We start from the raw sequence: 20,740 nt of genomic DNA, 5'->3' as shown, positions 1-20,740 counted from the left end.
TTTCAGCGGACAAGGGTCTCCTGGATGTCGGTCGCGCGTCGGGCGATCTCGGCAGCGATCCCGGAGGGGCCGGCGCCGAGCACGCTGCGCGACTCGCTGACGATGGTGGCGGCGCTCCACGCGCCGAACAACCGCTGCGCGTCCGCGACAGCGGCGCCCTGGTGGCCGAAGCCGGGCGCGAGCACCGGGAGTGCGGGGTGCAGCGGCTCGTCGGTGCCGATGCCGAAGTCGCTCAGGGCGACGGTGGCGCCGAGCACCACGCCGACCGAGCCGATCGGCGCGCGAGCATGAGCGTCGTTCCAGGATGCCACGTCCGCCACGACCGCGTGTGCCACCGTCGTTCCCGCCCGGTCGCCGTCCTGCACGAGCGCGCGCTGCACGAGCCGTGCCTCCGGGTTGGACGTGGCGGCGAGCACGAACACGCCCTTGCCCGCCTCCTCCGCCAGCGTCAGCATCCCCCCGAGCGAGCCGAGGCCCTGGTAGGCGGCCGCGGTCATCGCGTCCGCCTCCAGCGGCGAGCCGGGCCGGAGCCAGGCCTCGGCGTAGGCGGTCGCACTGGTGCCGATGTCGCCGCGCTTGACGTCGGCGATCACCAGTAGCCCGGCCGCTCGGGCGTCGGCGAGCACGCGCTCGAGGGCGGCGTACCCCGCGGAGCCGTGCCGCTCGAAGAAGGCGACCTGCGGCTTCACGATGCCGGCCCGCCCGGCCGCGGCGTCGACGACGGTGCGGCCGAAGCGCTCGAGCCCGCCCGCGTCATCGGCCAGCCCCCAGGCGTCGAGGAGGAAGGAGTGCGGATCGATCCCCACGCACAGCTGTCCGTGCGCGGCGAACGCCGCCTCGAGGCGTGAGCCGAAGGAGGCGGCGCCCACCGCGCGGGTGATCACGCCGTCCGCTCCGCGCGGCGCCGCGCGTAGTCCTGCAGGCTGGTCACCTCGAAGGGCTCGTTCGCCGCGTCCAGCGAGGCGACAGCGGCCGCGAGCTGGGCGATGGTCGTGAACAGCGGCTTGTCGGCGGCAACCGCGGCGGCGCGAATCTCGTAGCCGTCGGCGCGGGTCGCTCCTCCGCTGGGCGTGTTAATCACCACATCGACCTCGTCCCGGCTGATCAGCTCGACGATCGAGGGCGCATCGCCCTCGGCGCTCTCGCTGTACTTGCGCACCACGCGGGCCTGGATGCCGTTGCGGTTCAGCACCTCAGCCGTGCCCTCGGTCGCGAGAAGCTCGAAGCCGAGCTGGCGCAGCCGCAGCGCCGGCAGCACGATCGAGCGCTTGTCGCGGTCGGCGACCGAGATGAAGACCGTGCCGCTGGCGGGCATACCGCCGTACGCCGCGTCCTGACTCTTGGCGAACGCGCGCGGGAAGTCGCGATCGATCCCCATCACCTCACCCGTGGAGCGCATCTCGGGGCCGAGCAGCGAGTCGACGATCTGGCCCTCCTTGGTGCGGAAGCGCTTGAACGGCAGGACCGCCTCCTTCACGGCGATGGGCGAGTCCATCGGCACGTCGGACCCGTCGCACTCGGGGAGGAGCCCCTCGGCCTTCAGCGCCGCGATCGTCTCGCCGACCATCAGGCGCGAGGCGGCCTTGGCGAGCGGGATGCCGAGCGCCTTCGAGACGAACGGCACCGTGCGGGAGGCGCGCGGGTTCGCCTCCAGCACGTAGAGCACGCCCTGGCCGATGGCGAACTGCACATTGAGCAGGCCGCGGACGCCGACGCCGCGGGCGATGGCGAGGGTCGCCTCCCGCACCTGGTCGATTTGGCGGCGGCCCAGCGTCACCGGCGGCAGAGTGCAGGCCGAGTCGCCGGAGTGGATACCGGCCTCCTCGATGTGCTCCATGACGCCACCGATGTACAGCTGCTCGCCGTCGAAGAGGGCGTCGACGTCGATCTCGATCGCGTCGTCGAGGAAACGGTCGACCAGGAGCGGATGCGCCTCGTCGATGATCCCCTCGCCAGCCATCCGCTCGAAGTAGTCCTCGAGCTGCAGGGTGCCGTACACGATCTCCATGCCGCGCCCGCCGAGCACGAACGAGGGCCGGACGAGGACCGGGTAGCCAATCTCGACTGCGACCTCACGGGCGCCGTCGAGGTCGGTCGCCGTGCCGTTGCGCGGAGCGAGCAGGCCCGCCTCGTCGAGGATGCGCGAGAAGGCGCCGCGCTCCTCCGCCAGGTCGATGTTCGCGGGGGTGGTGCCGAGGATGGGCACGCCGGCCGCCTCAAGGCCCGCCGCGAGTCCCAGAGCGGTCTGGCCGCCCAGCTGCACGACCACGCCGACGAGCTCGCCCGACTGCGACTCCGCGTGGATCACCTCCAGCACGTCCTCCAGCGTCAGCGGCTCGAAGTAGAGGCGGTCGGAGGTGTCGTAGTCGGTCGAGACGGTCTCGGGGTTGCAGTTGATCATGATCGTCTCGAAGCCCGCGGCCGAGAGGGCGAACGAGGCGTGCACGCAGGAGTAGTCGAACTCGACCCCCTGCCCGATGCGGTTGGGGCCGGAGCCGAGGATGACGACCTTGCGGCGGTCGGCGGCCACGACCTCCGTCTCCTCGTCATAGGAGGAGTAGTGGTAGGGCGTGAGCGCCGGGAACTCGCCCGCGCAGGTGTCGACGGTCTTGTAGACCGGGCGCACGTCGAGCGCGTGGCGGGTGCGCCGCACCTCCGCCTCATCGAGTCCGCGGAGCTCGGCGATCTGCGCGTCCGAGAAGCCGTGGTCCTTGGCCAGGCGGAGCAGCCCCGCGTCGAGCCCGTCGTGCTCGCGCACCAGCTCCGCGATCTCGTTGATCAACACGATCTGGTCGAGGAACCAGGGGTCGATCTTCGTGGCCTCGAACGCCTGCTCGATGCTCGCTCCCCGGCGCAGCGCCTGCTGCACGGTGACGATGCGACCGTCGGTGGGGGTCTTCGCGATCTCGAGCAATTCGTCCACCGAGCGCTCCTCGCTGCCCCAGTGGAACGACGAGCCGCGCTTCTCGAGCGAGCGGAGGGCCTTCTGCAGCGCCTGCGCATAGTTGCGGCCGATCGCCATCGCCTCACCCACCGACTTCATGGTGGTGGTCAGCGTCTTGTCCGCGGCCGGGAACTTCTCGAACGCGAACCGTGGCACCTTGACGACGACATAGTCCAGCGTCGGCTCGAAACTCGCCGGTGTGACCTTCGTGATGTCGTTCGGGATCTCATCGAGGCGGTACCCGATCGCGAGCTTCGCGGCGATCTTGGCGATCGGGAAGCCGGTCGCCTTCGACGCTAAGGCGGAGGAACGGGAGACGCGCGGGTTCATCTCGATCACGATGATCCGGCCGTCGGCGGGATCGATCGCGAACTGGATGTTGCAGCCGCCGGTGTCCACTCCCACGTCCCGGATGATCCGGATACCGATATCGCGCAGCTTCTGGTACTCGCGGTCGGTCAGGGTCAGCGCCGGAGCGACGGTGATCGAATCGCCGGTGTGCACGCCGACGGGGTCGACGTTCTCGATCGAGCAGACGACGACCGTGTTGTCGGCCGTGTCGCGCATCAGCTCGAGCTCGTACTCCTTCCAGCCGAGGATCGACTCCTCCAGGAGCACCTCGGTGGTCGGGCTCTGGTGCAGGCCGTCGCCGACCATCCGCACCAGCTCCTCGCGGGTGTACGCGAATCCGGAACCGAGGCCACCCATCGTGAACGACGGGCGGATGACGAGCGGGTAACCGAGGTCCTCGGCGTAGTCGATCGCCTCCTCCACGGTGTGCGCGATATACGACTTGGCAACGTCCGCGCCCGCGTCGAGCACCAGCTGCTTGAAGATCTGGCGGTCCTCGCCGCGGTTGATTGCCTCGAAGCTCGCTCCGATCAACTCGACGCCGTACTTCTCGAGGATTCCGAGGTCGTGCAGCTGAATCGCCGCGTTCAGGGCCGTCTGGCCGCCGAGGGTCGGCAGAATCGCGTCCGGCTTCTCCTTGGCGATGATCGCCTCGATCGCTTTCGGGGTGATCGGCTCGACGTAAGTGGCGTCGGCGAAGTCGGGGTCGGTCATGATCGTCGCCGGGTTGGAGTTGACCAGGATCACGCGCACCCCCTCGGCGCGCAGCACGCGGCAGGCCTGAGTACCGGAGTAGTCGAACTCGACAGCCTGCCCGATGACGATCGGGCCGGAGCCGATGACGAGAACGCTCTGGATGTCTTCCCTGCGCGGCATTACTTCTGCTCTCCGATGCTGCTATTCGTGGGGATGCTGCTGGTCGTGGGGCTGCCCGTGGGCTCCGAGGCGTGCCGCCCGGCCGAGCGCTCTCGCCCGACCGAACGCTCAACGACCATGTCGCGGAAGCGATCGAAGAGGTGATTGGCATCGTGCGGGCCGGCCGCCGCCTCCGGGTGGTACTGCACCGAGAAGGCGGGGATGTCGAGGCAGCGCAGCCCCTCCACGACCGAGTCATTGAGGGAGTAGTGGCTCACCTCGACGCGACCGAAGCCCTCCGGCGAGTCGAGCTCGCCCTCGATCGGCGCGTCCACCGCGAAACCGTGGTTCTGCGAGGTGATCTCCACGCGGCCGGTGAGCTTGTCGAGCACGGGCTGATTGATCCCGCGGTGGCCGAACGGGAGCTTGTAGGTGCCGAAGCCGAGTGCGCGGCCGAGCAGCTGGTTGCCAAAGCAGATGCCGAAGAACGGCAGGTCGGCGCGCAGGGTCGTGCGCAGCAGCTCGACGTGGCGGTCCGAGGCCTCGGGGTCACCGGGGCCGTTCGAGAAGAACAGCGCGGACGGGTCCAGGGCGAGCACCTGCTCCGCCGACGCCGACTCGGGCAGCACGTGCACGTCGAAGCCGCGCTCCGCGAGGTAGTGCACCGTCGAGGTCTTCACGCCCAAGTCGATCACCGCGACCGAGCCGACGCGCTCGCCGCGGGCGGGCACCACGTACTGCTCGTCGGTCGACACAGCGGAGGAGAGGTTTAGCCCCTGCATCTGACGGCCGCCGAGGACCAGCGCGAGCTGCTCCTCCTGCGGGAGAGCGAGGTCCTCGCCCGAGAACACGCCGGCGCGCATCGACCCTGCCGAGCGGATATGGCGAGTGATCGCCCGGGTGTCGACAGCCGAGATGCCCACGATGCCGTCGGAGTCGAGGTCGTCGCCGAGCGAGCGCTGCGCGCGGAAGTTGGAGACGACCCGGGAGGGATCGCGGACGACATAGCCCGCGACCCAGATGCGGCGCGACTCCCTGTCCTCATCGTTGGTCCCGGTGTTGCCGATATGCGGGGCCGTCTGCACGACGATCTGGCCGGCGTAGCTCGGGTCGGTCAGCGTCTCCTGGTAGCCGGTCATGCCGGTCGCGAAGACGATCTCACCCAGGGTGCGGCCTCGGGCGCCGTAGGCCTGACCCGTGAATCGTCGTCCGTCCTCGAGGACGAGGACGGCGGTGGGTTCGGTGCTGAGGCGTGTCGTTGGCACGGACTAGGAGCCCTTCTGGGTCGTGTCGGGGCCGCCGTCGGCGGCTCCGGGGTGGGAGGGGGAGGAACGGGGGCCGGCGAGGCGCTGCAACTCGGCGACCAGGTGCTCGCGGAGGGCCGGCTCGGCGACGCGGAGGTAACTGTCGACGCTCTCCTCGCCGCGTGGCGACCACGAGAGCACGAGAAGCCCGCCCTCCTCGACGGCGCGGTCGATCACGTAGCTGCCCTGACCGGCTCCGCGCAGCAGCGCCGCCGGGATCACGGTCTCGCGCTCGCCGACGGGGGCGATCACGACCCCGCGCTCGTGCAGACGCAGCACGGCATTGCCCCGGAAGCCCAACCCGGGCAGCACGACCCGCTCGAGCGGCTGCTCGAACCGGGTCGTGGCGACGTAGGGCAGCTCGACGCGCTCGACCTCGGCGCCCAGCGACGAGGGGGGAACCGGCTCCGGCGCGAGATCGGCCGATCGGCGGCGGCGCGCGCGCCACGAGAGCAGCATCCCGACGAAGACGAGGACGACGACCGCGGCGATGACGATCGTGATCGCGGCCCTATCCACGGGAGGCCTTCGCGGAGGCGGCGACGACGGCCGCGTCGACGAGCTCGCCGTCGAGCACGGTCGGGAAGCCCCGGTGCAGCGTCGCGACGACCCGGCCCGGCAACTCGCGGCCGAGGTACGGGGAGTTGCGGCTGCGGCCGCGCAGATCTCCCGCCGAGAACCGGCGGCGCGCCTCCGGGTCGTAGAGCACCACGTTCGCGGCAGCACCGATGACCAGACCGCGGTCGTAGCCGCTCAGCCTGCCGATGCGAGCGGGCGCGGAGGAGAGGACCCGCGCAACATCCCTCCAGCTCATCCGGCCGTCCTCGACGACAGCGGCGTGCACGACGCTCAGTGCGCTCTCGAGACCCACCATGCCGAACGCGGCGGCGTCCCACTCGCAGTCCTTCGCCTCGACCGGATGCGGGGCGTGATCGGTAGCGACGATATCGATCGTGCCGTCGGCGAGGGCCTCGCGGAGCGCGAGCACGTCCTCGTCGCGGCGCAGCGGCGGGTTCACCTTGAAGCGAGCGTCGTAGCTCGGGCCGTCCTGACCCGCGACGGCCTGCTCGGTGAGGAGGAGGTGGTGCGGCGTGACCTCCGCCGTTACGTCGATCCCGCGCGCCTTCGCCCAGCGGAGGACGTCCACGGAGCCCGCGGTCGAGACGTGGCAGACGTGCAGGCGCGAGCCGACGTGCTCGGCGAGGAGCACATCGCGGGCGATGATCGCCTCCTCCGCGACGGCCGGCCAGCCCTGGAGCCCGAGAGCGCTAGACACGGCTCCCTCATTCATCTGCGCGCCGACCGTGAGGCGCGGCTCCTGCGCGTGCTGGGCGACGACCCCGTCGAACGCCTTGACGTACTCGAGCGCTCGGCGCATCAGCAGCGCGTCCGACACGCACCTCCCGTCGTCCGAGAAGACGCGCACGGCGGCGCGGCTACGGGCCATCGCGCCGAGCTCGGCGAGCGACTCCCCCGCCAGGCCCACGGTGACCGCGCCGATCGGGCGGACCGTCGCGTAGCCGGCGTCCTCGCCCAGACTCTGTACCTGCTCGACCACGCCCGCGGTGTCCTGCACCGGCGAGGTGTTCGCCATCGCGAAGACAGCGGTGAAGCCGCCGGCGGCCGCGGCACGGGTACCGGTCAGGATGGTCTCGCTCTGCTCGAAGCCGGGCTCACGAAGGTGGGTGTGCAGGTCGACCAGGCCGGGCAGCGCCAGCAGGCCGTCGGCGTCGATCACGCGCGCGCCACTCGAATCGAGATCGGCGCCGATCTCGACGATCACGCCCCCGTCGATCAGGAGGTCGGCGGTCGACTCGTCGGCGAACGTCGCCCCGGAGATCAGGATCCGCTCGGTCGGCGCAGTGCTCGTGGGGAGCGGCGCAGTGCTCCTCGGTGGCGGCGCAGTGCTCATCGGTGGACCTCCCGTTCGCCGGACAGCAGCAGGTAGAGCGCGGCCATCCTGACGGACACGCCGTTCGTGACCTGTTCGAGCACCGTGGAGCGGCTCGAATCGGCGGCGGCCGAGGAGATCTCGACGCCCCTGTTCATGGGGCCGGGGTGCATCACGATGGTATCGGGACCCAGGCGAGCGAGTCGTTCATCGTCGAGCCCCCAGATCCGCGCGTACTCCCGCCCGTTGGGGAAGAACCCGCTCGACATCCGCTCCAGCTGGATGCGCAGGAGCATCACCACGTCGGGTAGGCCCGCATCGATCGCCTCGTCGAGGTCGAAACGGATGGTCGCGGGCCAGTCGCGGGTGTCGACCGGCACCAGGGTCGGCGGCGCGATCAGCGTCACCTCAGCGCCCAGGGCCGTCAGCAGCCAGACGTTCGAGCGCGCCACCCGTGAGTGCAGGATGTCGCCGACGATCGTGACCGCGACGCCGTCGAGGCTCTTGCCGCGCGACGCGGCCGCTCCGTGCAGGCGCCGGCGGATGGTGAACGCGTCCAGGAGCGCCTGGGTCGGGTGCTCGTGCGTGCCGTCGCCGGCGTTCAGGATCGACGCGTCGATCCAGCCGCTCGCCGCCAGCACCGCAGGCGCACCGGAGGCGCTGTGGCGGATGACGACACCGTCTGCGCCCATCGCCGCGAGGGTCTGCGCGGTGTCCTTCAGGCTCTCGCCCTTCGAGACGCTGGAGCCCTTCGCGCTGAAATTGATCACGTCGGCCGAGAGCCGCTTCGCCGCCGCCTCGAACGAGATCCGCGTGCGGGTGGAGTCCTCGAAGAAGAGGTTGACCACGGTCTTCCCGCGCAGGGTCGGCAGCTTCTTGACCTCGCGGTTCTGCACGTCCGCCATGTCCTCGGCGATGTCGAGGAGGGCGATCGCACTCGCGCGGTCGAGGTCGCGGGTCGAGAGCAGGTGCTTCATCGCGTGAGCTCCTCGTCGTCGTTCGACTCGATCGCGACCAGGTCCTCGCCGTCCGTCTCGACGAGGCGCACGTTGATCCGCTCGCTCAGGCTGCTCGGCAGGTTCTTTCCTACGAAGTCGGCCCGGATCGGAAGCTCGCGGTGCCCGCGGTCAACCAGCGCGGCCAGCCGCACGGCGCGCGGGCGGCCAATGTCACTGAGGGCGTCGAGCGCGGCGCGAATGGTGCGGCCCGAGAAGAGGACGTCGTCCACGAGAACCACAGTGCGGCCGTCTATGCGCGCGGGGACCGCGGTCCGTGCCGGGGTGCGCACCGGGTGCCGGGCGAGATCGTCGCGGTACATCGTCACGTCGAGGGATCCGGCGAACACGGGGACCGCGTGCGGCTCTATCCGGCCGATCGTCTCGGCGATACGCTGCGCGAGGGCGACGCCGCGGGTGGGGATCCCCAGGATGACCAGCGACTCGGGGCCGCGGTTCGACTCGAGAATCTCGTGAGCGATGCGCGTGAGCGCACGCGTGATGTCAGCGCCGTTCAGCACAGTTCGTGCCGTCACACCGACCTCCTTCCCCGCCTCACAGGACGGCTGTTAAAGGAAAAGCCGTGACGAGTATAGGGGCCACCAACCCGCCCGCCTGTCCCACCTCCGGCTCGCGAAAACACGTTCGGCTCGCAGAATCGAAGGGATTCGACGAGCCGAAGCCGGTTCTGCGAGCCGGAGGTGATCCGAACCGGAGCGGGCGAGCAGCGCTCACGCGGTCGCGCGCGACTCCGCGACCGAGGCGAGCAGGCCGTTGATGAAGCCGGCGGAGTCGTCCGTCGACAGCAACGTCGCCGCCTCGACCGCCTCCGCGATGGCGACACCGTCGGGCACCTCGTCGTTGTGCAGGATCTCCCAAACGCCGATCCGCAGGATGGCCCGGTCGACCAGCGGCATCCGCGACAGCGTCCAGCCTTGCGCGAGCTGCGCGATCAGCGCGTCGATCTCGTCCGCATGGTCGATGACCCCGTCGACGATCTCGCGGGCGTAGAGCCACGACGCCTCGCGAGCCGGCTCGTTCGCCGCCCGCTCCGCCTCGGCGCGCAACGACTGGGCGAAGCTGATCTGCCGGACGTCGGCGTTGTAGAGGATGTCGAGAGCGCGTTTCCGCGCCTTCGTGCGAGCACTCACGGCAGACCCGGCTCAGCTGACGCGGCCGAGGTAGTCACCCGTGCGGGTGTCAACCTTGACCTTCGTGCCCTGCTCCAGGAAGAGCGGGACCTGGATCTGGTAGCCGGTCTCCACCGTCGCGGGCTTGGTGCCGCCGGTCGAGCGGTCGCCCTGCAGGCCCGGCTCGGTGTAGGTGATCTCGAGCACGACGGAGGCGGGGAGGTCGATGTACAGCGGGTCGCCATCGTGCAGGGCGAGGGTCACGTTCTGGTTCTCGAGCATGAAATTCGCCGCGTCGCCCACGACCGCCTCGGGGACGGTGATCTGGTCGTAGTCGCTGGTGTCCATGAAGACGAAGTCCGCGCCGTCGCGGTAGAGGTACTGGAAGTCGCGGCGGTCGACATTGGCCGTGTCGATCTTCGCGCCTGCGTTGAACGTCTTGTCGACGACCTTGCCGGTGAGGACATTCTTCATCTTGGTGCGGACGAAGGCGCCGCCCTTGCCCGGCTTGACGTGCTGGAAGTCGATGACGTTCCAGAGCTGGCCGTCGATGCTGAGGACGGTGCCGTTCTTGATGTCGGTGGTAGAGGCCATGCGAAGGGGAATCCGTTTCGGTGGAAGTCTGCGCCGGCGAGCCCGGATGCGCGGGCGCGGCGATATCGGCCGGTCCGGCTGACCCGTCGAGTGTAGTCGACGAGCCCTTTCCCGCGAGAAGAACGGACGGCACCGCCTCCGACCGACGATCCACGCCAGAGGACGCGCCAGCCGCCGCCGCTGTCCGACCCCACGTGATTACCATACGCGAGCCTTCCTCGGTGCGCTTCTCGGCCGACCGGGACCGCGATGTGCGGGCGGCAGGAGCGGGCGCCGGTGCGACGAGCGCCGGGTTCATCGCCGGGGCGAGAGGAGTCACTGTGGCGGATCTGGGCGCGATCGAGGAGAACGTTGTCTTCAGTCATGCGACGGCAGAACAGCTGACCGGCGCGGTCCGCTCCGCCGCTGCCACGATCGAGGGCCAGGCGGGCTCGCGGGCCGCCCTCGTCACCGCGGCGAGCGCCGAGTTCCGCGGCTGGTTCGCCGAGCTCTTCGCAGAGAATGCGCGGGTGGCGTCCGCGGATGCGGGCGAGCTCGTCGGCCGCCTGCGCGAGGTGGGGGACGCGGTGCAGCAGCTCGCCCGCGAGGCGCTCGCCGAGCAGAAGCGGCGCCTCGTCGCGCGGGAGTGGAAACGCCAGCAGTACGCGCGGAACCTCCTCGAGCATCTGCACGACGGCCTGTTCGGCGAGGAGGAGCCGCCCGTGGGTCCGCCGGCGACACCGCTGTGCGTCAGCGTCGATCCGTCCCCGATCAAGAGCCGGCAGAACCCCCTCCCCGGCGGCGGAGGAGGAGGGGGCGGAGGCACCACCTCGGCCCGTCCGGAGGACCTCCGCTCGTTCGCCGATTCGTCGAGGACCGCGAACGTGGAGCTGCGGGGCGCGCTCGCATCCGTCCGCGGCTGGCTCGCCGAGTTCGCCACGTCCTGCCGCTGGGGCGCGCTCGCGGCCGACGCGGTGGTGACCGGCTTCGAGCAGTGGCTGAGCGCGAACGACCAGGACGTGACCTGGGCCGGCACGATCGCCGAGGCGTTCACGGCGGCCGGCGGCGAGGGAAGCGTCATCGCGCTTCCGGACGCTGCGCTCGCGGTCGCCCTCACCTCGGCCGGCGTGTCACTCGTGCGTCAAGACCTCATCATCGCTCCGCCGCAGGCGTTCGGCGCTCCGCCCACCACCGGCTACGCCGACGATCCCGTCAACACGGCCACCGGCAACTTCCTCGAGACCGAAGTCGATCTCGGCTTCGCCGGTGGCAGCGCGGCAGTGCGCTTCGCCCGCGCCTACAACTCGCTGGACGACCATGTCGGCGCCTTCGGGCGCGGCTGGTCCTCCGAGGCCGAGGTGCGCCTGCGGCTGGCGGACGACGGCGCGACCCTCGTGCTCGCCGACGGCCGGGAGACGGTGTTTCCGCGGCGGGACGACGGCTGGGACCGGGCCGACGGCGAGAACCTCTGGCTCGACCGGGTCGGCGACGCTCTCCTCGTCTCCGACAACGCCGGTGGCCGCTGGGAGTTCTCGGCGTCCGGGATCTGGCGTGCATCGAGTACCGGCCCGGGAACGCGGGTGAGCGGCGAACGCGACGCCGAGGGCCGCCTCAGTGCCCTGCAGCACGAGCGGGGTCGACGCATCGACGTGGTCTGGGCCGGGGAGCGCATCGCCGCTCTCCAGGCGTCGGACGGGCGGCGGGTGCACTTCGAGTACGAGGGCGGGGTCCTGGTCTCCGCGACCGGCCCGGCCGGGACCCGCCGGTACGGCTGGAGCGAGGCCGGCCTGCTCGAGAGCGTGACTGACACGGCCGGCGTTGCCGAGGTCCGCAACCGCTACGACTCCCGTCGAAGGGTCGTCGCCCAGACCTCGCCGTTCGGCCGCACCACCCGCTTCGCGTACCTTCCGGGGCGGATCACCGTCGCCTCCGACGAGGACGGCACGCGGGCGAACAGCTGGGTCGCCGACGCTCGTGGACGCCTGGTCGGAGTACTCGACCCGGCGGGCCGGCGGCAGTCGATGAGCTTCGACGCACACGGGAACCTCCTCTCCGCGACCGAGCGCGACGGGGCGACGACGGTCCACGCCTACGACGCGCGCGGTCACCGCCTCCGCTCGAAGACCCCCTCCGGCGCGGACGTCACCGTCGGCTGGGACGACCACGACCGCGTGACGACGGTCGTCGCGGAGTCCGGCGCCGTGACGCACTACGAGTACGCGGAGGACGCCGACCGGAACCCGAGCCTCGTCGTCGATCCCGAGGGCGGACGCACGGCACTGCAGTGGACCGACGGCCTCCTCACCGAGATCGTCGATCCCGTCGGCGTGCGCCTCCGCTTCGGCTACGACCGGTTCGGCGACCTGATCGCCACCACGGACGCCGACGGCGGGACCGCCCGGCTGGAGCGGGACGAGGCGGGCCGTGTCGTCGCCGCGGTCACTCCCTCCGGAGCCGTGACCCGCTTCCGCTACGACGCGGCGGGGCGGCTGCTCTCGACGCGCGACGCCCTCGGCGCGACCTGGCGCTACGAGTACGACACCGGCGGGCGCCGCATCGCTGTCGTCGACCCGCTCGGCGCTCGCACCACCATCGAGCACGGCGAGCACGGCGCACCCGTCACCACCGTCGATCCTCTGGGCCGAGCGGTATCCCGCGTCCTCGACGACGTCGGCCTCGTCAGTGAGACGATCCTGCCGGACGGCTCGTCGTGGCGATTCGGCCACGACGCCCTCTCCCGGTTGACCGAGACGGTCGACCCCAGCGGAGGCGTATGGCGGCGCGAGCACAACGCGACCGGCGCCCTGACGGCCACCATCGACCCCACCGGTGTCCGGCGCGGCCTCCACCACGAACCGCAGTCGCTCCGGATCGACGACGGCGGCGCGCAGCAGCTGAGCCGCTTCGACTCGCTCGGCCGCCTTGTCCGCGTCGAGGAGCAGGACGAGACGGTGGCGCTCGCCTCCTACGACCTCTGCGGACGCCCGGTCGAGCTGGTCGACGGCGAAGGCTCCGTCACGGTTCTGCGCCGGGACGCGGCCGGGAGGGTCGTCGAGCGCGTCTCCCCCACCGGCGCCGTGACCGCCTTCGAATACGACGATTGCGGTCGGCCGTCCGCCGTCATCGATCCGCTCGGGGCCCGCACCGAGATCGGCTACGACCGCGACTCGCGCCGCGTGCGGACCGTGCTGCCCACGGGCGAGGTCGAGCGCATCGAGTACGACGCCGTCGGCCGCGTCGTCCTGCGCGCGCTCCCTGGCCTCGGCACGGCCCGGTTCGCGTACGACGCCCTCGGGCGGGTGGTCCGCGTCAGCGACCCGTGGACAGGCCGGCGACGGTTCCGCTACGACGCGGCGGGTCAGCTGATCGAGGCGGTCGACGGGCTCGGCGGGGTCACCCGCTTCGACTACGACGAGCGCGGCCGCAACACCGTCATCACCGACCCGATGGGGGGCGTGATCCGTCGGCGTTTCGACGCCTGCGACCGGGCCGTCGAGGTGATCGATCCGCTCGGCCGCTCGACGACCGCCGGCTATGACGCCGCGGGCCGCCAGATCTGGCAGCGGGATCGGGACGGGTCGCGCTGGGAGCGGCACTACGATTCCGACGGCCGCGAGAAGAGCTTCGCGATCGACGGCCGCGTCGTCTCCGAGACGCACCGGGACATCCGGGGCCGCGCCCTCCGCATTACCGACCGCACTGCCCCCGGCGAGCCGGTCGAGCACGAGCTGAGGTGGGACCGGTGCGGCCGGCTCATCGAGCGCCGTCGCGGCGGCCGCGGAGTCTCGTGGGAGTACGACGCTGACGGCTCGCGCAGCGCCGCCGTACATCCCGACGGCGGGCGGACCGAATACGAGCGCGACGCCCGCGGACTGGTCACCGCCGTCGCGCATCCGGGCCTGGGCCGTGCGACCTTCGGCTACGACCGCTCCGGCCGCCTGGTGCGCTCTTCCGCGGGCGCCCTGGCCCAGGAGTGGGTCTTCCGCGACGGCGCGCTCGTCGAGCACCGGCACTACGGTGGCGGTCGCCGCGCCACCACGGTCTTGGAGCGAGACGAGGACGGACGTCTCAGCGGGGTGAGCGGACCGGACGGCTCCGTCGCCTACCGGTACGACGACGCACACCAGCTGATCGCAGCGATACCCGAGTCGGGGGACGCCCGCGAGTGGAGCTTCGACGCGGCCGGGCGCCTCGTGCGCGAGCAGGTGGGCGGGACCGTCCACTCACGGCACTACGACGCGGGCGGCCGGCTGATCGCCGCGGAGTCGAGCGACGGCACCCGGGTGGAGTACGTGCACGACGGGCTCGGTCGCCGCATCCGCGAGGTCTCCTCCGACGGCACGGAGCGCAGCTATGCGTGGTCTGCGATGGGCAGCCTGGCGTCGGTTTCTCACTCGTATGCGGGTTCCGCGCCGCGCACCACCGCACTCTGGGTGGACGTGCTCGGCGACCTCGCCTCCGTCGATGGCACCGACGTGTGGTGGGACGACGCGAGCGGAGCTCCCGATCTCCTTGCCGTCGGTGACTCCCCCGTCCTGCGCACACCGGGCGGCGTCATCGGCATCGGCGACCAGTGGAGCGACCCCGGCTGGCGCGCCGAACGCTCCACCAGCGCCCACGACCCGTGGAACCCCTCCGCCGCCACCACCATCGCCGACGGCGTCGGAGTCACCCCCGCCGGCGCCCTCACCTTCGCCGGACTCGAATGGATGGGACACCGCGCCTACGACCCCGCCACCCGCGGATTCCTCTCCACCGACCCCGTATCACCGACGTGGGGCGCGGCCTGGTCGGGGAACCCGTACTCCTTCGCCGGCAACGACCCCGTCCACGCCCTCGACCCCGCGGGTTTGAGCCCAGTCACCGACACGCAACTGCAGGCCTACCGCGACGGGAACAACGGAGCCTTCGCCGCAGCCGGCGACTGGATGGCCCAGAACTGGGAGTACATCGCCGGCGGCGCGATGATCGTCGCCGGCGGCGTGCTGATGGCGACCGGCGTCGGCGGGCCCATCGGCGCAGGCCTCGTCGGCGCCGGAATCGACGTCATCGTCCAGAAAGCCACGACCGGCTCCGTCAACTGGGGACAGACAGCACTCACCGCCGTCACCGGAGGCCTCGGCGGCAGCATGACGGCAGCCCGTCTCGGCGCCGCCGGCATCAGCGGCCTCAAAGCCGCCGTCGCTTCCGAAGCAGCCTCCGGCGCCGCATCCGGCGCGGCAGGCGACGCCTACGCCTACGCCACCGGGCCCGGACCCCACACCGTCGACGGCTTCCTCCAAGCCTCCGGCGGCGGCGCAATCGCTGGCGCCGCCATGGGAGCCGACGGACCACTGCTCGGACGCGGCCTCACCGGCACCGGACGCGCCGGCGGAAACCTCCTCGGCAAGGAAGCAGACGCCCTCACACCAGACATCACCACCCCGAGCGAACCGCTCAACGCCGTCAAACCCGTCCCCGAGGAATACATCAACCTCGCCAGCCCCTCACGAACCAGGCATATCCTCGAAGGCGACGGGACCTCCACAGGTAAAGCTGGAGGACATCGTTGGACGGACTCCCCAGACCGGGACCCGAATAAGACTAGGTTCCCCGCGGAATGGTCTGACGCAAAAATCATGCATGAGGTATCCGACGTCGCAACAGACCCCTCATTGCGCTGGAAACAAAACAAGGGACCATTAGGAAGCGACTATGCGAAAAACGGTGAGCCGTCAAGAATCTTGGTAGAGGGGCTACGGGATGGCGTAACCATTCGCGTCATCGTCGAACCGATTGGGGAAGGCATAATAACCGCGTTTCCAATTAATTAAGGAGAATAAGTGGATAAGAAACTTCGAATCTTACGCGAGCAGCAGCTAAACGACTTACTCGAACGGACGATCGACAGAATGAACCCCGACCAAGCCCAGCGAGTCACGGACTACCTCGACCACGGGGAATACGCGCTCTGCCTTGATCAGCTTGCATATGAGCTGAGCGAGGTCGACCAACCGCTTCCGTCCGATGTTATTCAGACGATAGTCTCGCTCGGTAGAACGATGGGCCTTGACCCCAGATCCTGGCAACTTCTGAGAGAGGCACGACCCAGCACGTCATCATAAACCTTGAGGCTTATGCAAAATACGATTGATCGAGATGGATTTGCGCGTGTTAATTGACAAAGAGGAGAGGCAGGAATGAGGCTAACGCAAAATTTAGATAGGGCTTCACAAGAACCCTGGTCGGAAACCGGTTCGCTAGGCGCGCGAGGAAATTTTGCATAAGCGTCAATGAGCCATATCTGGAGGCTTATGCAAAATTGGTTTTTTGCCGAGTGAAAAAGATGAGTCCGCGGACGGCGTTGAAGGCATCTCGGAAGGTGCGCAGTGGCCGCCGGTAGTCGGTGTGGAATATCCGCCAGGTCTTGATGCTAGCAATTGTTCTCTCGATCACGTAGCGGTGGGTGTTCACGAAGCGATTGTGGTGTTTGGCGTAATTTGGCAGATGTTCTTCGCTTGGCCTCTTCTTTATTGGTGTGACCATTCCGGTGCCTTGATAGCCTTTGTCGGCCAGCGTGTTCGAGAGGTTAACGGTGTCGGCCAACCCGGTTTCTCGAAACGCGTGGGCATCGTGATGCTTGCCCGCGATCGGATCCGAAATGTGGATCAACCGACCGGAGAGATCGGCGAGGACCTGGCAGTTGTGCCCCGTGGTCATGTGTTTCCCGGAGTACAGCTCTGGCGCGTCCGACCAGGACCAGCACGGCAGGAGCGTGCCGTCGATGACGGCCGTTGTCCCGCGGAGCGCGGCCTCGACGTCCGGTTGCTCGTCGTCTATCACGACATTGAGCATCGCCTCAACCGACGCGATCGTTCGCGACACGGTCGACTGACTGACACCGACCACATCAGCGATCAACTGCTCGGTCACATTCTGGCGATAATAGAGAAGAGTGACCCGCAATGCTCCCTCGAGGGAAAGTCTGCGCGGACGTCCTCGCCGCCGACGCCACATGAACTCGTTCTCGATCCGTTCGGCGAGGATCGCGTAGTGCTCGGCCGTCATTCCCGTAGTAGACTGTGTGCGCACCGGCTGGTTCCTTTGCGAAGAGTTTCTGTTAGAGGCTGCTCTTCAATCAAAGCGGATTAGCCGGTGTTATTCGTGACCGACACGCGCAAATCCATCTCGATCAATCGTATTTTGCATAAGCCTCCTGGACTCGGCAAAGTACTATTAAGCGCGACAAGCACAAGAGCCAATAATGATGCTCTAGCAGAAATCGGCGTGGCAGTTCCGGTCACCTCGGCGCACTCGGCATCAAGGGAGCTCAAGCCACAGTCGTCGTCAGCGCCGCATCCGGCGCCTCCGGCGGCGGAGCAGGAAGCGCCTACGCATACGCCACCAGCCCCGGACCCCACACCGCCGGCGACTTCATCGGAGCCACCGCCGGCGGCGCCTTCACCGGCGCAGCCCTCGGCGCCGCAGGCGGAGCCATCAGCGGAGGACTCTCCCGTGCAGCCTCCAAGCTCGGGAGTAGGTTGCCTGCCAGCGCAGCCTCGCCGGAAACCACCCCCTCCTCGTTGGAGGACGATATCGCGGCTACCTTCACCGGCTCGCGATACACCTCCTCCGAGTTGGCTGAGCCAACCACGCTCTTCCGAGCCGGATCGTTTGAGAAGGGAGCATTTGGGCAGTTTTGGACTGAAACCCCGCCCTATAGTGTTATCCAGACCAGAATTGATCGCGCCCTGCCGCCTGTCTGGTCAACGGGAGAGCCGGCGCACCTAGACACAGGATATGCCGTTCGCTTTCCCGCCGGTACGACGGTATTTTCAGGAGAAATAGCTAACCAAGGAGGATTTTACATGGGACGAACAACACAGCACGTCATCATTAAGCCATGGCTTATGGACAACGTGGAAATTCTCGGCTATTGGGGGCTGAAATGACCGTCGATATGTTGCGCGAAACACTTAAGGCATTGGAAAAAGTCTTTATTAGTGGCAAAGATAAGTTCTGGGCCGGCGTGATGCACTCTCTGCTCGATGATTTGGATGCCTCACTCGATTCCACAGACATCAGCGACCTTTCACGGAAGATCATTCACATGTATGGCGGCATGGGAACTTTTGGCGATGCCGTTATCTACAACAATGGCAATTATCCTCGAGAACTCAACGATGATCTTAGCCTCTTGCGCACCCGACTGTACAAGATAGCCAATCGACTTGCGTAAAGCATGACAGTCGGACTCGCGCACGGAGCGCTCTTACGCGTGGTCTGCGATGGGCAGCCTGGCGTCGGTTTCTCACTCGTATGCGGGTTCCGCGCCGCGCACCACCGCACTCTGGGTGGACGTGCTCGGCGACCTCGCCTCCGTCGATGGCACCGACGTGTGGTGGGACGACGCGAGCGGAGCTCCCGATCTCCTTGCCGTCGGTGACTCCCCCGTCCTGCGCACACCGGGCGGCGTCATCGGCATCGGCGACCAGTGGAGCGACCCCGGCTGGCGCGCCGAACGCTCCACCAGCGCCCACGACCCGTGGAACCCCTCCGCCGCCACCACCATCGCCGACGGCGTCGGAGTCACCCCCGCCGGCGCCCTCACCTTCGCCGGACTCGAATGGATGGGACACCGCGCCTACGACCCCGCCACCCGCGGATTCCTCTCCACCGACCCCGTATCACCGACGTGGGGCGCGGCCTGGTCGGGGAACCCGTACTCCTTCGCCGGCAACGACCCCGTCCACGCCCTCGACCCCGCGGGTTTGAGCCCAGTCACCGACACGCAACTGCAGGCCTACCGCGACGGGAACAACGGAGCCTTCGCCGCAGCCGGCGACTGGATGGCCCAGAACTGGGAGTACATCGCCGGCGGCGCGATGATCGTCGCCGGCGGCGTGCTGATGGCGACCGGCGTCGGCGGGCCCATCGGCGCAGGCCTCGTCGGCGCCGGAATCGACGTCATCGTCCAGAAAGCCACGACCGGCTCCGTCAACTGGGGACAGACAGCACTCACCGCCGTCACCGGAGGCCTCGGCGGCAGCATGACGGCAGCCCGTCTCGGCGCCGCCGGCATCAGCGGCCTCAAAGCCGCCGTCGCTTCCGAAGCAGCCTCCGGCGCCGCATCCGGCGCGGCAGGCGACGCCTACGCCTACGCCACCGGGCCCGGACCCCACACCGTCGACGGCTTCCTCCAAGCCTCCGGCGGCGGCGCAATCGCTGGCGCCGCCATGGGAGCCGACGGACCACTGCTCGGACGCGGCCTCACCGGCACCGGACGCGCCGGCGGAAACCTCCTCGGCAAGGAAGCAGACGCCCTCACACCAGACATCACCACCCCGAGCGAACCGCTCAACGCCGTCAAACCCGTCCCCGAGGAATACATCAACCTCGCCAGCCCCTCACGAACCAGGCATATCCTCGACGGCGAGCAAATAGGAAATAGAAATTCAGGCGGACATCGCTGGCCGGGCCTCAGCGGAAAAACACCCTTCCCGGAAGAGTGGTCCGATGAGAAAATTATGCACGAAATATCGGACGTCGCGACTGATCCGACACTCAAATGGAACCTTCAATCACTCCCGCCTGGAATTGATCCGTCGTCGGAACTGTATCGGCCTAGATTCAACGTGACTGGCGAAAGAGACGGAGTTAGAATCAAAGTCGTCGTCGCGCCGAGCGGGGAGGGAATCATCACCGCTCATCCAGTCCGCTAGGGCCAGTCGTGCCGCATTTCTAAAGACTAGGCGCAAGACTCCTACTGCAATTTAGTAATCGACGCGCCAACAAAATGCACGCCCATGTTTCCAGTTTATTAGGGAGAAAAGTGGATAAGAAACTTCAAGCCGTGCGCGAGCAACAGTTAAACGACGTGCTCGAACGGACGATCGACACGACGAACCCTGACCAAGCCCAGCGCGTCACAGACTACCTCGACAACGGAGAGTACGCGCTCTGCCTGGATCAGCTTGCTTACGAGCTGAGCGAGGTCGACGAACCGCTTCCGTCCGACGTTATTCGGAGAATCATTTCGCTCGGAACCACGATGAGCATTGACCCAAGATCATGGCAGGTTTTGAGATCGGAATGAGCGAGCAGAAACGGCCAACCATGGATGATCTCCATGAAGGAGAGTTGCACAGCACGTCATCATTCAGCGGCGGCTCATGGAGAGCGCGAAAGTTCTCGCCCATGAGAAGCTTGACCGATGTCAATGCTTTGCGCGAAACGCTCAAGGCCTTGGAGAGGATCTTCAGCAGAGGCAAAGACTCCTTCTGGGCCGGCGCGATACACTCTTTGCTCGACGAGGTGGACAGCTCACACGATTCCACCGACGTCAGCCGCGTGTCGCGGAAGGTCATTCACCTGTATGGCGGAATGGGTTCTTTCAACGACGCCGTCATCTACAGGAACGGCAAGTATCCGCGAGGGCTCAATAACGATCTGGGCGTCTTGCGCACGAAACTTTACGAGATCGCAAACCACCTTGCCTGACATATGGTAGGCGGACTCACAACCGGATCGCACCGACGCCTGGTCCGCGGCCAGCAACCTGGCGCTCCAAGCACTCGGACTCGGCGCCGCGCACAACTCAGCCTCGCTGGGCGTCCTGGGTGTCCTCGCATCCCGCGACGGGAGTCGACGTCCAGACACTGCCCGCGGCGTCGGCATCCGACTACCCCTCACGACAGCGCAAGCCTGTGAACGCGCCA

At 68.2% G+C, this 20,740-nt stretch carries 16 protein-coding genes; 6 read left to right on the top strand and 10 right to left on the bottom strand.

Going from position 1 to position 20,740, the window contains the following annotated elements; genetic code table 11:
- Window positions 1-2 precede the first annotated feature (2 nt).
- From pyrF to efp, 9 genes are all read right to left on the bottom strand, one after another.
- Window positions 3-884, bottom strand: coding sequence for an orotidine-5'-phosphate decarboxylase (pyrF, locus tag A6122_RS06250; RefSeq protein ID WP_373408454.1), 882 nt, complete (start codon window positions 882-884; stop codon window positions 3-5).
- Entirely contained in the window at window positions 881-4,171 is a 3,291-nt protein-coding gene (gene carB, locus A6122_RS06245; RefSeq protein WP_068252837.1) for a carbamoyl-phosphate synthase large subunit, read from the bottom strand. The genes pyrF and carB overlap by 4 nt, the downstream gene beginning before the upstream one ends.
- On the bottom strand, window positions 4,171-5,415 hold the full coding sequence (carA, locus tag A6122_RS06240) for a glutamine-hydrolyzing carbamoyl-phosphate synthase small subunit (protein ID WP_084415853.1): 1,245 nt from the start codon (window positions 5,413-5,415) through the stop codon (window positions 4,171-4,173). The genes carB and carA overlap by 1 nt, the downstream gene beginning before the upstream one ends.
- A gap of 3 nt (window positions 5,416-5,418) precedes the next feature.
- Entirely contained in the window at window positions 5,419-5,973 is a 555-nt protein-coding gene (locus A6122_RS06235) for a PH-like domain-containing protein (RefSeq protein ID WP_068252834.1), read from the bottom strand.
- Window positions 5,966-7,366, bottom strand: a complete 1,401-nt coding sequence (locus A6122_RS06230) for a dihydroorotase (protein ID WP_068252832.1) — start codon at window positions 7,364-7,366, stop codon at window positions 5,966-5,968. The genes A6122_RS06235 and A6122_RS06230 overlap by 8 nt, the downstream gene beginning before the upstream one ends.
- Window positions 7,363-8,322 carry an aspartate carbamoyltransferase catalytic subunit gene (locus A6122_RS06225; protein ID WP_068252829.1) on the bottom strand — a complete coding sequence of 320 codons (960 nt, stop codon included), beginning with the start codon at window positions 8,320-8,322 and terminating at the stop codon, window positions 7,363-7,365. Before A6122_RS06225 ends, A6122_RS06230 begins: the two co-directional genes overlap by 4 nt.
- The gene (gene pyrR, locus A6122_RS06220) at window positions 8,319-8,876 is read right to left on the bottom strand and encodes a bifunctional pyr operon transcriptional regulator/uracil phosphoribosyltransferase PyrR (RefSeq protein WP_068252823.1); all 558 of its coding nucleotides are present in this window, start codon (window positions 8,874-8,876) and stop codon (window positions 8,319-8,321) included. The genes A6122_RS06225 and pyrR overlap by 4 nt, the downstream gene beginning before the upstream one ends.
- A gap of 195 nt (window positions 8,877-9,071) precedes the next feature.
- On the bottom strand, window positions 9,072-9,491 hold the full coding sequence (gene nusB / locus A6122_RS06215) for a transcription antitermination factor NusB (RefSeq protein WP_068252820.1): 420 nt from the start codon (window positions 9,489-9,491) through the stop codon (window positions 9,072-9,074).
- A gap of 12 nt (window positions 9,492-9,503) precedes the next feature.
- Window positions 9,504-10,064: an elongation factor P gene (efp, locus tag A6122_RS06210; protein WP_068210208.1), complete on the bottom strand. Its 561-nt coding sequence runs from the start codon at window positions 10,062-10,064 to the stop codon at window positions 9,504-9,506.
- Window positions 10,065-10,285: 221 nt separating this feature from the next.
- Here efp and A6122_RS06205 point away from each other — a divergent pair, with 221 nt between their 5' ends.
- Together A6122_RS06205 and A6122_RS06200 are read left to right on the top strand one after the other, a co-directional pair.
- The gene (locus A6122_RS06205; RefSeq protein ID WP_068252818.1) at window positions 10,286-15,856 is read left to right on the top strand and encodes a DUF6531 domain-containing protein; all 5,571 of its coding nucleotides are present in this window, start codon (window positions 10,286-10,288) and stop codon (window positions 15,854-15,856) included.
- 9 nt (window positions 15,857-15,865) lie between these two features.
- A complete protein-coding gene (locus A6122_RS06200; RefSeq protein ID WP_068252815.1) occupies window positions 15,866-16,147 on the top strand; it encodes a MafI family immunity protein in 282 nt (93 codons plus the stop codon).
- A gap of 187 nt (window positions 16,148-16,334) precedes the next feature.
- On the opposite strand, the gene A6122_RS06195 is transcribed toward A6122_RS06200, so the two are convergent.
- Window positions 16,335-17,090: a transposase family protein gene (locus tag A6122_RS06195; protein ID WP_084415693.1), complete on the bottom strand. Its 756-nt coding sequence runs from the start codon at window positions 17,088-17,090 to the stop codon at window positions 16,335-16,337.
- 835 nt (window positions 17,091-17,925) lie between these two features.
- On the opposite strand from A6122_RS06195, the gene A6122_RS16435 reads away from it, so the two are divergent.
- The 4 genes from A6122_RS16435 to A6122_RS06180 all read left to right on the top strand — a co-directional run bounded on the left by A6122_RS16435 (window position 17,926) and on the right by A6122_RS06180 (window position 20,522).
- Entirely contained in the window at window positions 17,926-18,261 is a 336-nt protein-coding gene (locus A6122_RS16435; protein WP_146077317.1) for a DUF6966 domain-containing protein, read from the top strand.
- A 49-nt stretch (window positions 18,262-18,310) separates the two neighbouring features.
- A complete protein-coding gene (locus tag A6122_RS06190; protein WP_068252812.1) occupies window positions 18,311-19,744 on the top strand; it encodes an EndoU domain-containing protein in 1,434 nt (477 codons plus the stop codon).
- Between the two features lie 110 nt (window positions 19,745-19,854).
- A complete protein-coding gene (locus A6122_RS06185) occupies window positions 19,855-20,118 on the top strand; it encodes a hypothetical protein (protein WP_068252809.1) in 264 nt (87 codons plus the stop codon).
- Entirely contained in the window at window positions 20,094-20,522 is a 429-nt protein-coding gene (locus A6122_RS06180; RefSeq protein WP_146085091.1) for a DUF6966 domain-containing protein, read from the top strand. Before A6122_RS06185 ends, A6122_RS06180 begins: the two co-directional genes overlap by 25 nt.
- Window positions 20,523-20,740: the final 218 nt, after the last annotated feature.

It is taken from the genome of Rathayibacter tritici, from assembly GCF_001641005.1.
GTDB lineage: Bacteria > Actinomycetota > Actinomycetes > Actinomycetales > Microbacteriaceae > Rathayibacter > Rathayibacter tritici.
The sequence above is the reverse complement of the archived record's forward strand: the minus strand, read 5'-3'. Positions and strand labels throughout refer to the sequence as shown.